At 66.7% G+C, this 14,099-nt stretch carries 11 protein-coding genes; 6 read left to right on the top strand and 5 right to left on the bottom strand.

All coding sequences use genetic code 11. From position 1 onward, the window contains the following. Nucleotides 1–3 precede the first annotated feature (3 nt). The 4 genes from lepA to rpoE form a co-directional block, all read right to left on the bottom strand. Nucleotides 4–1,797, bottom strand: coding sequence for a translation elongation factor 4 (gene lepA, locus ACZK3W_RS16410; RefSeq protein ID WP_032129849.1), 1,794 nt, complete (start codon nt 1,795–1,797; stop codon nt 4–6). A 179-nt stretch (nt 1,798–1,976) separates the two neighbouring features. Continuing rightward, nucleotides 1,977–3,512, bottom strand: a complete 1,536-nt coding sequence (locus ACZK3W_RS16415) for a DegQ family serine endoprotease (protein ID WP_197617005.1) — start codon at nt 3,510–3,512, stop codon at nt 1,977–1,979. Between the two features lie 74 nt (nt 3,513–3,586). Then, nucleotides 3,587–4,474: a sigma-E factor negative regulatory protein gene (locus ACZK3W_RS16420; protein WP_049421254.1), complete on the bottom strand. Its 888-nt coding sequence runs from the start codon at nt 4,472–4,474 to the stop codon at nt 3,587–3,589. Continuing rightward, nucleotides 4,471–5,091: an RNA polymerase sigma factor RpoE gene (gene rpoE / locus ACZK3W_RS16425; protein WP_010482816.1), complete on the bottom strand. Its 621-nt coding sequence runs from the start codon at nt 5,089–5,091 to the stop codon at nt 4,471–4,473. Before rpoE ends, ACZK3W_RS16420 begins: the two co-directional genes overlap by 4 nt. Nucleotides 5,092–5,326: 235 nt before the next feature. Here rpoE and ACZK3W_RS16430 point away from each other — a divergent pair, with 235 nt between their 5' ends. The 4 genes from ACZK3W_RS16430 to ACZK3W_RS16445 all read left to right on the top strand — a co-directional run bounded on the left by ACZK3W_RS16430 (nt 5,327) and on the right by ACZK3W_RS16445 (nt 10,462). Beyond that, nucleotides 5,327–7,390: a 3-hydroxyacyl-CoA dehydrogenase NAD-binding domain-containing protein gene (locus ACZK3W_RS16430; protein ID WP_043034534.1), complete on the top strand. Its 2,064-nt coding sequence runs from the start codon at nt 5,327–5,329 to the stop codon at nt 7,388–7,390. Nucleotides 7,391–8,102: 712 nt separating this feature from the next. Then, complete coding sequence (locus ACZK3W_RS16435; protein WP_032129853.1) at nt 8,103–8,966, top strand: pirin family protein; 864 nt, start codon at nt 8,103–8,105, stop codon at nt 8,964–8,966. Between the two features lie 121 nt (nt 8,967–9,087). Then, nucleotides 9,088–9,807: an aquaporin Z gene (gene aqpZ / locus ACZK3W_RS16440; protein WP_032129854.1), complete on the top strand. Its 720-nt coding sequence runs from the start codon at nt 9,088–9,090 to the stop codon at nt 9,805–9,807. Nucleotides 9,808–10,003: 196 nt separating this feature from the next. Continuing rightward, the gene (locus tag ACZK3W_RS16445; protein WP_032129855.1) at nt 10,004–10,462 is read left to right on the top strand and encodes a hypothetical protein; all 459 of its coding nucleotides are present in this window, start codon (nt 10,004–10,006) and stop codon (nt 10,460–10,462) included. Nucleotides 10,463–10,590: 128 nt separating this feature from the next. On the opposite strand, the gene ACZK3W_RS16450 is transcribed toward ACZK3W_RS16445, so the two are convergent. Further along, the gene (locus ACZK3W_RS16450) at nt 10,591–11,442 is read right to left on the bottom strand and encodes a pirin family protein (RefSeq protein WP_197617003.1); all 852 of its coding nucleotides are present in this window, start codon (nt 11,440–11,442) and stop codon (nt 10,591–10,593) included. 215 nt (nt 11,443–11,657) lie between these two features. Between ACZK3W_RS16450 and ACZK3W_RS16455 the strand changes: the two genes are divergently transcribed. Both ACZK3W_RS16455 and ACZK3W_RS16460 read left to right on the top strand, forming a co-directional pair. Continuing rightward, nucleotides 11,658–13,739 carry a carbon starvation CstA family protein gene (locus ACZK3W_RS16455; protein ID WP_049401342.1) on the top strand — a complete coding sequence of 694 codons (2,082 nt, stop codon included), beginning with the start codon at nt 11,658–11,660 and terminating at the stop codon, nt 13,737–13,739. After that, nucleotides 13,739–13,963 (top strand): YbdD/YjiX family protein, encoded by a 225-nt coding sequence (locus ACZK3W_RS16460; protein ID WP_005410613.1) that lies wholly within the window; start codon nt 13,739–13,741, stop codon nt 13,961–13,963. Before ACZK3W_RS16455 ends, ACZK3W_RS16460 begins: the two co-directional genes overlap by 1 nt. Nucleotides 13,964–14,099: the final 136 nt, after the last annotated feature.

Consider the following 14,099-nt stretch of genomic DNA (forward strand, 5'->3'; position numbering starts at 1 on the left):
GGCTTACTTGTTGTCCATCTGCAGCACGGCCAGGAACGCTTCCTGCGGGATCTCCACGCGGCCGACCTGCTTCATGCGCTTCTTGCCTTCCTTCTGCTTTTCCAGAAGCTTCTTCTTGCGCGAAACGTCGCCACCATAGCACTTGGCCAGCACGTTCTTGCGCATGGCCTTGACCGTGGTACGGGCGATGATCTGCGAGCCAACGGCGGCCTGGATGGCCACGTCGAACATCTGGCGCGGGATCAGGTCCTTCATCTTTTCGCACAGTTCGCGGCCGCGACGGTCGGCATGGCTGCGGTGCACGATCAGCGACAGTGCATCGACCTTGTCACCGTTGATCAGTACGTCCACGCGCACGAACGGGCCTGCGTCGAAGCGCACGAAGTGGTAGTCCAGCGAAGCATAGCCACGGCTGACCGACTTCAGCTTGTCGAAGAAGTCCAGCACCACCTCGGCCATCGGCAGCTCGTAGCTGATCTGCACCTGGCTGCCCAGGTAGTTGATGCCGATCTGGCTGCCGCGCTTCTCTTCGCACAGCTTGATGATGTTGCCGATGTACTCCTCGGGGGTGAGCACGTTGGCACGGATGATCGGCTCGCGGATCTCCTCGACCTGGTTCACCGGCGGCAGCTTGGCCGGGTTGTCCATGTTGATGATCGAGCCATCGGTCTTCAGGACTTCATACACCACCGTCGGCGCGGTGCTGATCAGGTCCAGGTTGTATTCGCGCTCCAGGCGCTCCTGCACGATTTCCATGTGCAGCATGCCGAGGAAGCCGCAGCGGAAGCCGAAGCCCATCGCCTCGGAGCTTTCCGGCTCGAAACGCAGCGCGGCATCGTTCAGGCGCAGCTTGTCCAGCGCTTCGCGCAGGTCCGGGTAGTCCTCGGCATCGACCGGGAACAGGCCGGCGAACACGCGCGGCTGCATTTCCTGGAAGCCCGGCAGCGGCTTCGGTGCCGGGTCGCCGGCCAGGGTCAGGGTGTCGCCGACCGGCGCACCGTGCACGTCCTTGATGCTGGCGGTGACCCAACCCACTTCACCTGCACGCAGCGCCGGCAGCACCTTGCGCTTCGGGGTGAACACGCCGACGTTGTCGACCTGGTGGTTGCGGCCGGTGGACATCACCTGCAGCTTGTCACCTGCCTTGATCTCGCCCTGCATCACGCGCACCAGCGAGACCACACCCAGGTAGTTGTCGAACCAGGAGTCGATGATCAGCGCCTGCAGCTTGTCGGTGTCGCGCGGCTTCGGCGGCGGGATGCGATGCACGATCGCTTCCAGCACGTCCTGCACGTTCAGGCCGGTCTTGGCACTGACCGGCACGGCGTCGGAGGCGTCGATGCCGATCACGGCCTCGATCTCGGCCTTGGCACGCTCGATGTCGGCGGTGGGCAGGTCGATCTTGTTGATCACCGGCACCACTTCCAGGCCCTGCTCCACGGCGGTGTAGCAGTTGGCCACCGACTGCGCTTCCACGCCCTGGGCCGCATCGACCACCAGCAGCGCGCCTTCGCAGGCGGCCAGCGAGCGGCTGACTTCATAGGAGAAGTCGACGTGGCCGGGGGTGTCGATGAAGTTCAGATGGTAGGTCTGCCCGTCCTTGGCCAGGTACGGCAGCGACACCGACTGCGCCTTGATCGTGATGCCACGCTCGCGCTCGATCGGGTTGGAGTCGAGCACCTGCGCTTCCATCTCGCGGGCCTGCAGGCCACCACAGAGCTGGATGATGCGGTCGGCCAGCGTGGACTTGCCGTGGTCGACATGGGCGATGATGGAGAAGTTGCGGATGTTCCGCATCGAATCAGAAGACATAGGTGGCGGCGGCGCGCGGCGTCGTCAGGGTAACGGTCGATTATCGCATGCTCGGCGCCCGCCCGCGAAAACGGCCTCATCGGACCGGGCCCGGAATGGCCGAAGCCCCGCCAGGGCGGGGCTTCGAGGAAAAGCCGGGGCCGCCGAAGCGGCCCCGGCAGGCCTTACTGGCCAGCCTTGACCGCGACGAACGCGCTGTTGCCGCTGCCGGTGCGCACCAGCAGCATCACCACGTCGCCCTTCTTGTAGCTGGAAAGCGCACGGTTCAGCGCGTCCACGCTGCCGACCTGGGTGCTGGCCACCTGCAGGATCACCATGCCCGGAGACAGGCCGGCATCACGCGCGCCCTGGCCCTTGACCCCGGTGATGCGCACGCCTTCGCCCGATTCCAGGCCCAGCTGCTTGCGCTGCGGTGCGGTCAGGTCACTGACGTCCAGCCCCAGCAGGGCATTGGCGCCGGCCTGTGGAGCCGCATCGCTGTCGCCGGTGGCCGGGCCACGCGAACCGGCCTGCCCGTCTTCGGTCAGTGCGGTCAGGGTGGCACTGAGGTCGCGCGGCTTGCCATCACGGATCACGCCCAGGGTGACCCGGCTGCCCGGTGCCATCGCGCCGATCAGCGGCGGCAGGTCGGACCAGCTGTTGACCGGCGCGCCGTTCACCGAACGGATCACATCGCCGACCTTCACCCCGGCCCGGGCTGCAGCCGAGTCCGGCACGATCTGGTTGACCAGGGCGCCGCGGCTGTCCGGCAGGCCCATCGCCTGCGCCTTCAGCCCGTCGATTTCCTGCACCACCGCGCCGAGCTGGCCACGGGTGACCTTGCCGGTCTTCTTGATCTGCTCGACCGCGCTCATCGCCAGGTCGATGGGGATCGCGAAGCTGATGCCCATGTAGCCGCCCGAGGCGGAGAAGATCTGCGAGTTGATGCCGACCACTTCGCCACGGGTGTTCAGCAGCGGGCCACCGGAGTTGCCCTGGTTGATCGCCACGTCGGTCTGGATGAAGGGCACGTAGCGCTGGTCCGGACCACCTGTGCTGCGGCCGAGGGCGCTGACCACGCCGGCAGTGACCGAGTGGTCGAGGCCGAACGGCGAACCGATCGCGACCACCCACTGACCCGGCTTGAGGGAGTTGGAGTCGCCAACGCGCACGGTCGGCAGGTTCTTGCCGTCGATCTTCAGCAGTGCCACGTCGTACTGCTGGTCGCTGCCCACCACTTTCGCGGTGAACTCACGGCGGTCACCCAGCTTGACCTTCACCTCGCTGGCATCGGCCACCACGTGGTAGTTGGTCAGCACATAGCCATCGGGCGAGATGATGAAGCCCGAGCCCATGCCGCGGCCCTTGATGCTGGGGCCACCGTCCGGACCGCCCGGGCCCTGCCCCGGCATCGGGAAATCCGGGCCGAAGAAGCGGCGGAAGAACTCCGGCATGTCATCGTCGCCGCCCATCGGGCCCCGCGAGGCCTGGCGGTTGTTGCGGACGATGGTGGTGTCGACGTTGACCACGCCAGGCCCGACCTGTTCGACCAGATTGGTGAAGTCAGGCAGGCCCGTGACCAGCGGCTGGGCCGGGGCCCGCGGCGCGGCGGCCGGCGCGGCCTGGGTCTGGGCGGCCGGAGCCGGGGCCTGCGCGCAGGCCACCAACGGCAGGGTCAGGGCCAGCAGGCCCATGGCCTGCGTGCGGAGTCGGGGAGTCATCGGACGGCAACCTCCGGATCGGATGGAAAGAGGAATACGGGCCCCGCCGACGGCGGGGCGTGAAAGCGCCCGGCTCAGTCGCGCGGGCGCGGCGGCACCGGCAGGTCGTCCTGCAGGCGCGGCTCGAACGGGTAGAACGCGGCGCCACCGGCGTGGGCCGGGAAGCTCGCATTGAGCGCGCCGCCGGCAGCGGGCGCCAGGCTGGAGCGCGGCCACGGTCGCGCCTGCAGGCCACCAACCTCACCGAACGGCATGTTGCGGCTGGCATTGGCCGGCACGGTCGGGGTCAGCGGCGCCTGTGCGGCGGCCACGGCGCGTTGCGGCATGTCCTCGCGCTGGGCGGCACGCGCGGCCTGCTGGCTGCGGGTAGCGCTGGCGCGACGGGTGTCCTGGCGTCGGCTGGCCGCGGCCATGGCCACTGCCGGTACACCGGCCACGGCCATTGCGGCGGTATCCACCGAGGCTTCGGTTACCGGAGCCGGCGTCGTCGGCGCCGGTGCGGGCGCAAGTTCGGCCTGGCTGGCGATCACCTGCGGTGCCAGCGGCTCGCCCGGGGTGGCCTCTTTCAGCTTCTCGCCGCCCATGAACAGCGCCACCGCCGCCACCGAGGCGGCCAGTGCGGCGCCACCGCCCCAGGCCCGCCAACCGCTGCGGCGCACCTCGCGGCGCGGCTCGGCCTGCGGCGCCGGTTCGGCAGCGATGGCGGCGGCCACGGCCGCGCTGAAGCCGGCCGGCGCCAGCGCCGAGGCCTGCCCGCGCATCACGTCACCCAGCAGCTGCCAGCGTTCCTGGCAGCCGGCCAGCTCGGGGTCGTGCTCCATCCGGCGCAGCAGGAAGCGCGCTTCGTCGGCGCCCAGCTCGCCATCGACCAGGGCCGACAGCTGTTCGCGATGGCGCTGGTCCAGGCGCTGCCCGGCGGGCGATTGGTGGTTCTGCGATTCGTTGAACGGATTACTGGTCATACGCGGCTCTTCTCACGGGTGGCGCTGCCGATGTCCAACAGCGGCCGGAGTTCGGTGTCGATCGCCTCGCGCGCCCGGAAGATCCGTGAACGCACGGTGCCGATCGGGCACCCCATTTTCTGCGCGATATCTTCGTAACTCAGGCCTTCCACCTCGCGCAGGGTGATCGCCAACCGGAGTTCTTCCGGCAGCGCGTTGACGGCCTTCATCACCGTCTGTTCCAGTTCCTGGCGCATCAACTCGCGTTCGGGCGTATCGGTGTCGCGCAGGCGCGTCCCGCTGTCGAACTGTTCGGCGTCACCGATGTCGATGTCATCGGTCGGCGGCCGGCGATTGTGTGAAGCCAGGTAGTTTTTGGCGGTATTCACGGCGATTCGATGCAACCAGGTTGAGAACTGGGCATCGCCGCGGAAACTTCCGATCGCGCGGTACGCACGGATGAAAGTGTCCTGGGCGACGTCCTGACATTCGCTCCAGTCGGCGATGTAGCGACCGACCAGGGCCACCACGCGATGCTGGTACTTGCGCACCAGGACATCGAACGCGGCGCTCTCGCCGTGCTGCACGCGCCGGACCAGTTCCAGATCCAGCTCCTGAGGTGTATCAACATCGGCCATGAGGGGCCGCACTCCTGTCAGCCCAACCGACGTCGGGCAATGAGACTGCCAATCCCGGGAAAAGTTCAGTCGCCGATCACCTGGCGCCGCACCAGCTTTTAACCACCGTTCCGTTAGCGTCCCGGTCCACGGCCATGGATCCGGGGTCGCCACTCCCCTGCTATTGGGATTTGACGCGGGGGAAACAACCTCTGGATCATAGCCGCTTCTCCATACACAACCGGATGGAACGTCCATGCTCTCAGGCTTCGATGGTCTCCGCTTCAGCCACTGGCACCCCGAGATCCGCGACGACGGCGTGGTGGTTCTCTCCCTGGATCGTCAGGACAGCAGCGTCAACGCCATGTCGCAGGACGTGCTGCTGGAACTGGGCGACCTGCTCGAGCGCATTGCACTGGACCCGCCCAAGGGCGTGGTGATCCAGTCGCTGAAGAAGGCCGGCTTCATTGCCGGTGCCGACCTGAAGGAGTTCCAGGAGTTCGACCGCCGCGGCACCGTCAACGACGCCATCCGTCGCGGCCAGGCCACCTACCAGAAGCTGGCTGAACTGCCCTGCCCGACCGTGGCAGCCATCCACGGCCACTGCCTGGGCGGCGGTACCGAGCTGGCGCTGGCCTGCCGCTACCGCGTGGCCTCCAATGACAGCAGCACCCGCATCGGCCTGCCGGAGACCCAGCTGGGCATCTTCCCGGGCTGGGGTGGCAGCGCGCGCCTGCCTCAGCTGGTCGGCGCACCGGCGGCGATGGACATGATGCTGACCGGCCGCACCCTGTCGGCCTCGGCCGCGCGTGGGATCGGCCTGGTCGACAAGGTGGTGGCACCGGCGGTGGTACTCGACACCGCCGTCGCGCTGGCGCTGTCCGGCACCACCCGCCCGTTCAAGCAGCGCGCGACGGCCTGGGCCACCAACACCTGGCTGGCCCGCACCCTGCTGGCGCCGCAGATGGTCAAGCAGGTCGCACGCAAGGCCAAGAAGGACCAGTACCCGGCGCCCTACGCGCTGATCAGCACCTGGCAGCGCAGCGGCGGCAAGCCGATCCAGGCGCGCCTGGATGCCGAACGTCGCGCGGTGGTGAAGCTGGCCAGCACGCCGACCGCGCGCAACCTGATCCGCATTTTCTTCCTGACCGAGCGCCTGAAGGGCCTCGGCGGTGGTGACTCCGGCATCCGCCACGTGCACGTGGTCGGCGCCGGCGTGATGGGCGGCGACATCGCCGCGTGGGCCGCCTACAAGGGCTTCGAGGTCACCCTGCAGGACCGCGAGCAGCGCTTCATCGACCCGGCCATGGAGCGCGCGCAGGCCCTGTTCGCCAAGAAGGTACGCGACGAGAGCAAGCGTCCTGCGGTGGCCGCGCGCCTGCGTGCCGACCTGGAAGGCAACGGCGTGGCCGAGGCCGACCTGGTGATCGAGGCGATCATCGAGAACCCGGAAGCCAAGCGTGCGCTGTACCAGACGCTGGAACCGAAGATGAAGCTGGATGCGCTGCTGACCACCAACACCTCGTCGATTCCGCTGGTGGAGCTGCGCGACCACATCCAGCGCCCGGCACAGTTCGCTGGCCTGCACTACTTCAACCCGGTCGCGCAGATGCCGCTGGTGGAAATCATCCATCACGACGGCATGGCGCCTGAGACCGAACGTCGCCTGGCCGCGTTCTGCAAGGCACTGGGCAAGTTCCCGGTGCCGGTGGCCGGCAGCCCGGGCTTCCTGGTCAACCGCGTGCTGTTCCCGTACATGCTGGAAGCCGCCACTGCCTACGCCGAAGGCATCCCGGGCCCGGTGATCGACAGGGCGGCGGTGAAGTTCGGCATGCCGATGGGCCCGATCGAACTGATCGATACCGTGGGCCTGGACGTAGCCGCCGGTGTCGGCCGCGAACTGGCACCGTTCCTGGGCCTGCAGATTCCGGCCGCGCTGCAGACGGTGGAACCGGACAAGCGCGGCAAGAAGGATGGCCAGGGCATCTACACCTGGGAGAACGGCAAGCCGAAGAAGCCGGACGTGGCCAGCGATTACCAGGCCCCGGCCGATCTGGAGGACCGCCTGATCCTGCCGCTGTTGAACGAAGCGGTGGCCTGCCTGCACGAAGGCGTGGTGGCCGATGCGGACCTGCTGGATGCCGGCGTGATCTTCGGCACCGGCTTCGCACCGTTCCGCGGTGGTCCGATCCAGCACATCCGCGCGGTAGGTGCCGACGCGATCGTCGAGCGGTTGAAGGCGCTGCAGCAGCGCCATGGTGACCGTTTCGCACCGCGCCCGGGCTGGGACAACCCCGCCCTGCGCGAACCGGTGGTGTGAGTTGATCGGCCGGGCCTGCGGCCCGGCACCCGCTGGATCAACAGCCAGAGCCAGAGCCGGAGCAACAGCCGGCTCTGGCTTTTCTGTTTGTTGGGCGGGGCGGTGTGGGTGGGCGGGACACGCCGTAAACCCGTCCATGGGGGCTCGATGGCGCCTTGCTCGTGTGCGCTGTCCTGCGCACACGGCAAGACCGGGGTTGGGCGTCCTGCCCAACCCGCCCGAGACATGCCTCGGGCCCATGGCGCCAACGGTCCTGCCCACCCACACCGCCCCACCCCTGACAGTTTCCCGGTGACGGTCAGTGACCTTCGGGAGCTGGTAGGTGTCGACCTTGGTCGACACGCTTGGTCCACGCCATGCGTGGATGCGAGCGAAGCGACCGGCGTTTGATTTTGACTTTGATTTTCTTTTTTCTTCTCCGTGGCTGGACGCACACGGAAACTGTCAGAGGCCGGGCGGGTGGGTGGCGCAGGGGCGTGAGCCGCATGGATGCGGCGATCGAGCTTACATGGACGTACTTGCAGCGTCCCCTGCGCCACCCACCCGCCCGGCCAAGCGCGGCTTTTGATCTTGCTTCTGCCTTCAGCGACCAACCCACAGCCACGAGGGGCTGCGCCGTTGGCTGGAACAACCTGTTACCCATACGGGGCATGTCCCCGTCACAGCTGCATGCGATGCTGATCACCTGATCCCTGCCAGCGAGAACGCCCGCATGACCACCATCATCGCCCCGCGCGTGCACGACATCGGCGGCCTCGAAGTCCGCCGGGCCGTCCCGACCCTGCAGGCCCGCAGCATCGGCTCGTTCGTGTTCGTCGACCAGATGGGCCCGGCACTCATGCACCCCGGCACCGCCATCGACGTGCGCCCGCATCCGCATATCGGCCTGGCCACCGTCACCTACCTGTGGTCGGGCGCGATCGGCCACCGCGACACGCTGGGTTCGGATCAGGTGATCCGTCCCGGTGACGTCAACTGGATGACCGCCGGCCGCGGCATCGCCCATTCCGAGCGTACGCCGCAGCCGGACCGCGACCATGACAACCCCATCCACGGCATGCAGACCTGGGTGGCGCTGCCGAAATCGCATGAGGAAATCGAGCCGGCGTTCTACCACCATGCCGCCGCCACCCTGCCCGAGCAGCGCCGCAATGGCGCATGGCTGCGCGTCATTGCCGGCCGCGCCTACGGCGAAGAATCACCGGTGAAGGTGTTCGCCGATACGCTCAACGTGGCGATCGACCTCGACCCGGATGCGGAAATCGATATCGACAACGGCCACCGCGAGCGCGCGCTGTACATCCTCGAAGGCGACGCGCAGCTGGATGGCGTGGACATCCCTGCCCAGCACCTGGTGATCCCCGAGGCTGGTGCGCGTGGCCGCCTGCGCGCAAAGACGCCGGTGAAGGCGATGTTGTTCGGTGGCGAGCCGCTGGATGGCCCGCGTCACCTGTGGTGGAACTTCGTGTCCAGCTCGAAGGAACGTATCGAACAGGCCAAGCACGACTGGGAGGCCGGCCGCTTCGGCACCATTCCGGGCGACGACAAGGAATTCATCCCGCTGCCGCAGTACTGAACATCGCGTGTTGCACACATCCGAAGGTGTATCCCTGCACCCGGCGTTGACGCTACAGTCACCCGCTGATCATTGAAATGTGACATAAATCACACTTTCGACCGTCAAAGGAGTGCAACACATGAGCATGGGTAAACGCTTGTCCGCCGAGTTCCTCGGCACGTTCTGGCTGGTTCTGGGTGGCTGTGGCAGTGCCGTGCTGGCCGCCAAGTTCGGGGGTGACGGCAATCCGCTGGGTATCGGTTTCCTCGGCGTTGCGCTGGCCTTCGGCCTGACCGTGGTGACCGGCGCCTATGCGTTCGGCCATATCTCCGGCGCGCACTTCAATCCGGCGGTCAGCGTCGGGCTGTGGGCCGGTGGTCGTTTCCCGACCAAGGACCTGATCCCGTACATCATCGCCCAGGTCGCCGGCGGCCTGCTGGCCGGCTTCATCCTGCTGCAGATCGCATCGGGCGCCAGCGGCTTCGCCATTGATGGCAGCCAGGCCGGTGCATTCGCCAGCAACGGCTACGGCGCGCTGTCCCCCGGCGGCTACAGCGTGGCCGCGGCCTTCCTGTGCGAAGTGGTGCTGACCGCAGTGTTCCTGATCGTGATCATGGGCGCCACCCACGGCAAGGCACCGGCCGGGTTCGCCCCGCTGGCGATCGGCCTGTCGCTGACCCTGATCCACCTGATCAGCATCCCGGTCACCAACACCTCGGTGAACCCGGCCCGTTCCACGGCGGTGGCCTTCTTCGCCGGCAGCGGCGCGGTCAGCCAGCTGTGGCTGTTCTGGGTCGCCCCGCTGCTGGGCGGCGCGATCGGCGGCATCATCTACAAGTGGATCGGCAACGACCGCTGAGGCCCGTGCGGACCATTGCGGCCGACCATCGGCCGCAATGGTTACGCGTGTAACCGCGATTTGTGCGATCGCTCACGTTCCGTTAAGGTTGAGTTGACCGTCCGTGCACATGCCGGCCGGGGCGGCATCCGGGGATGGGATGCCAAGGCTGCCGGTCCATCCGGCGGAGCCAACGACACACCACCTTGGGGGATGCATGAAGTTCGCGCCTGTAGTGTTGTCGAGCCTGCTGTTCGCGGTGGCCCAGGCCGCCGCGCAGGCTCCCACCGAATGTCCTTCATTGCCGGCCAGCAGCGGCCTGCAGTGGCAACAGCAGGCACAGGCCGATTTCCTGGTCTGCCGCGCCAGCACCGGCGATGGCCGCGAGGTACTGAGCCTGATGCTCAGTGCGCGCGATCCAAACCTTCCATTGAACCGCTCGCTGCGCCAGGAAAAGGGCAGCTTCGGCGGTGAATCGCTGTACTGGTACCAGCCCGATCTGGGAGGCCAGCAGCCGCCCGGCTATGCCGAGCGTCGCATCAGTGTGGTCAAGCTCGACAAAGGGCGTTACGCGCAGATTTCGCTGTACCCGGACAGCGCGCAGGAACTGGGCTCGCTGCAGCAGCTGGCGCAGGGCATGAGCCTGACCCCGTCGGCCGTGGCCGCGGGGCGCTGAAGGTGACGGGGATGACTGCCTGGCAGCATCCCCGCAATGCGAGCCGATCCGACGGTAGTGCTGGCCGCTGGCCGGCACCCCGATCCGCCTTTGTCCGAGGCTGCTGCTGGCCAGCGGCCGGCACTCCCTCAGAACTTGCCTTCCTGGAAATCGACGAAGGCCTGCATCAGTTCCTGCCGCGTGTTCATCACGAACGGGCCATGCCGCATCACCGGCTCGCGCAGCGGACGGCCAGCCACCAGGATCAACCGCGCGCCTTCGTTGCCGGCCGAAAGGTGCAACTGCTCGCCACCGCCCAGCACCGCCAGTTCCTGGCGTGCAACGTCGCGCGCGGCGTCCTGCTCACCCACAGTCATCGCACCTTCGAACACGTAGGCGAACGCGTTGTGCCCCTCCGGCAGCGCATAGGTCCAGGCCCGGTCGGGCGACAGCGTGATGTCGAGGTAGAGCGGATCGGTGGCCGGCTGCACGATCGGGCCATCGGTGCCGTCCACGCTGCCGGCAATCACCTTCACCTCCACGCCCGGCTCCGGGTGCACCACGGGAATGCGCTCGGGTGCGAATTCCTGGTACTTCGGCTCGGTCATCTTCTCCTTCGCCGGCAGGTTCACCCACAGCTGGAACCCGCGCATCTGCCCGCTTTCCTGCTCGGGCATCTCCGAATGCACCAGGCCGCGGCCGGCGGTCATCCACTGCACGCTGCCCGGTGTCAGCAGGCCTTCGTTGCCGTGGTTGTCGCGATGCCGCATGCGTCCGTCGAGCATGTAGGTGACGGTCTCGAAACCACGGTGCGGGTGTTCCGGGAAGCCGGCGATGTAGTCTTCGGCACGGTCGGTACCGAACTCATCAAGCAGCAGGAACGGATCCAGGTCGGGCAGCGTCGGGCCGCCGATGACGCGGGTCAGGCGCACGCCGGCACCGTCGGAGGTGGGCATGCCACGGATGGTGCGCAGTACGCGGACCGGTTCGGGAAAGCTCATGGCGACTCCTGTTGGATGGGTGCCACTGAAGATGGACGCCACACGGCCGTACGCCAATGGATGGCTCCGCAACCGATTGTTCCATCCCTGATGTTCGCTGCACGTCAGCGCAGCCGCCGTACGACCAAAGTACTACCGCCGATTCGTCCTGTGCCAATTGACCCTGTCGTGGGCAAGCAGGACTCTTTGTCTGTCTTTCCGGGAGAGAGCACCTCATGAAAGGGTTTTCCAAACTGGGCTGGGCGGTACTCGCTCTGCTCGGCGCGTTCTGTCTGGGCACCGTGGCGCTGCGCCGCGGCGAACACATCAATGCCCTGTGGATCGTCGTCGCGGCGGTGTCGCTGTACCTCGTCGCCTATCGCTTCTACAGCCTGTTCATCGCCAACAAGGTGATGCAGCTGGACCCGACCCGGGCTACCCCGGCGGTGATCAACAACGATGGCCTGGACTACGTCCCGACCAACAAACACGTGCTGTTCGGCCACCACTTCGCCGCCATTGCCGGCGCCGGCCCGCTGGTCGGCCCGGTCCTGGCCGCGCAGATGGGCTACCTGCCCGGCCTGCTGTGGCTGGTGGTGGGCGTGGTGTTGGCCGGTGCGGTGCAGGACTTCATGGTCCTGTTCCTGTCCAGCCGCCGCAATGGCCGCTCGCTGGGTGACCTGGTAAGAGAAGAGATGGGCCAGGTGCCCGGCACCATCGCGCTGTTCGGTGCGTTCCTGATCATGATCATCATCCTGGCGGTGCTGGCGATGGTGGTGGTCAAGGCGCTGGCCGAAAGCCCGTGGGGCATGTTCACGGTGATTGCGACGATGCCCATCGCGATCCTGATGGGCGTGTACATGCGCTACATCCGCCCCGGCAAGATCGGCGAGATCTCGGTGGTTGGCCTGATCCTGCTGCTGGCCGCGATCTGGTACGGCGGCAAGGTCGCCGCCGATCCGGTCTGGGGCCCGGCCTTCACCTTCACCGGCACCCAGATCACCTGGATGCTGATCGGCTACGGCTTCGTCGCCTCGGTGCTGCCGGTGTGGCTGCTGCTGGCCCCGCGTGATTACCTGTCGACCTTCCTCAAGATCGGCACCATCATCGCGCTGGCCATCGGCATCCTGGTGGTGATGCCGGAACTGAAGATGCCGGCGCTGACCCAGTTCGCCGCCAGCGGTGATGGCCCGGTGTGGAAGGGCGGCATGTTCCCGTTCCTGTTCATCACCATCGCCTGCGGTGCGGTCTCCGGCTTCCATGCGTTGATTTCCTCCGGCACCACGCCGAAGCTGCTGGCCAATGAAGCGCACATGCGTTACATCGGCTACGGCGGCATGCTGATGGAATCGTTCGTGGCGGTGATGGCGCTGGTGGCGGCCTCGATCATCGATCCGGGCATCTACTTCGCGATGAACAGCCCGGCGGCGGTGATCGGTGCCGATGCCGCGTCGGCCGCGCACTACATCACCAACACCTGGGGCTTCACCATCACCCCCGAGCAGCTGACCGCGACCGCGGCGGCCATTGGTGAACCCACCATCCTGCATCGTGCAGGTGGCGCGCCAACACTTGCGGTAGGCATCGCGCAGATCCTGCACGAAGCGATTCCCAGTGGCAGCGACGCGATGATGGCGTTCTGGTACCACTTCGCGATCCTGTTCGAAGCGCTGTTCATCCTCACCGCGGTGGACGCCGGTACCCGTGCGGGCCGCTTCATGCTGCAGGACCTGCTGGGCAACTTCGTGCCGGCCCTGAAGAAGACCGAATCGTGGACCGCCAACATCATCGGCACCGCGGGTTGCGTGGCGCTGTGGGGCTACCTGCTCTACACCGGCGTGGTCGATCCGTTCGGCGGCATCCAGACGCTGTGGCCGCTGTTCGGCATCTCCAACCAGATGCTGGCCGGCATCGCATTGATGCTGGGCACGGTGGTGCTGTTCAAGATGAAGCGTGACCGCTATGCATGGGTGACTGCGGTACCGGCGGTGTGGCTGCTGATCTGCACCACCTACGCCGGCTTCATCAAGATCTTCGACAGCAATCCGGCACAGGGCTTCCTGGCCCAGGCGCACAAATTCCAGGCCGCGCTCGCCAGCGACACCATCACCGCACCGGCCAAGTCGGTGGCGCAGATGAAGCAGATCGTGGTCAACGCCTACGTCAACACCGGCCTGACCGCGCTGTTCCTGCTGGTGGTGGGCGCGGTGCTGGTGTATTCGATCAAGACCATCCTGGCGGCCCGCCGCAATCCGCAGCGCACTGACCGCGAGACCCCGTACGTGGCGCTGAAGCCGCATGAAATGGTGGATCTGTGATGAGTACCCAACTGGTTCCCGCCGGCCAGTACCAGGCGCACCGCCGCATCTGGCGGCGCCTGGTGCAGACCGCACGACTGTGCTGTGGCATTCCTGATTACGACAACTACGTTCGGCACATGCTGGAAAAGCATCCGGACCAGGAGCCGATGGACTACAAGACGTTCTTCCGCGAGCGCCAGGAAGCGCGTTATGGCGGACGCAACGGTGGCCGCTGCTGTTGAGGGTCCGGTTCAACAGCGCTCGAATGACGTTGAGTAGATCCACGCCATGCGTGGATGAAGCCTGGCAGATATCGAGTTGAGTCCGGGGTCAGATCCGTTTCCTCCGGGAAACAGATCTGACCCCTTCCTTGTTCAT

The sequence above is a fragment of the Stenotrophomonas sp. 80084_Sma genome (assembly GCF_056481995.1).

Coding starts and splice junctions, on each gene's coding strand:
- lepA (WP_032129849.1), bottom strand. CDS start 1,797: ATGCGGAACATCCGCAACTTCTCCATCATCGCCCATGTCGACCACGGC.
- ACZK3W_RS16415 (WP_197617005.1), bottom strand. CDS start 3,512: ATGACTCCCCGACTCCGCACGCAGGCCATGGGCCTGCTGGCCCTGACC.
- ACZK3W_RS16420 (WP_049421254.1), bottom strand. CDS start 4,474: ATGACCAGTAATCCGTTCAACGAATCGCAGAACCACCAATCGCCCGCC.
- rpoE (WP_010482816.1), bottom strand. CDS start 5,091: ATGGCCGATGTTGATACACCTCAGGAGCTGGATCTGGAACTGGTCCGG.
- ACZK3W_RS16430 (WP_043034534.1), top strand. CDS start 5,327: ATGCTCTCAGGCTTCGATGGTCTCCGCTTCAGCCACTGGCACCCCGAG.
- ACZK3W_RS16435 (WP_032129853.1), top strand. CDS start 8,103: ATGACCACCATCATCGCCCCGCGCGTGCACGACATCGGCGGCCTCGAA.
- aqpZ (WP_032129854.1), top strand. CDS start 9,088: ATGAGCATGGGTAAACGCTTGTCCGCCGAGTTCCTCGGCACGTTCTGG.
- ACZK3W_RS16445 (WP_032129855.1), top strand. CDS start 10,004: ATGAAGTTCGCGCCTGTAGTGTTGTCGAGCCTGCTGTTCGCGGTGGCC.
- ACZK3W_RS16450 (WP_197617003.1), bottom strand. CDS start 11,442: ATGAGCTTTCCCGAACCGGTCCGCGTACTGCGCACCATCCGTGGCATG.
- ACZK3W_RS16455 (WP_049401342.1), top strand. CDS start 11,658: ATGAAAGGGTTTTCCAAACTGGGCTGGGCGGTACTCGCTCTGCTCGGC.
- ACZK3W_RS16460 (WP_005410613.1), top strand. CDS start 13,739: ATGAGTACCCAACTGGTTCCCGCCGGCCAGTACCAGGCGCACCGCCGC.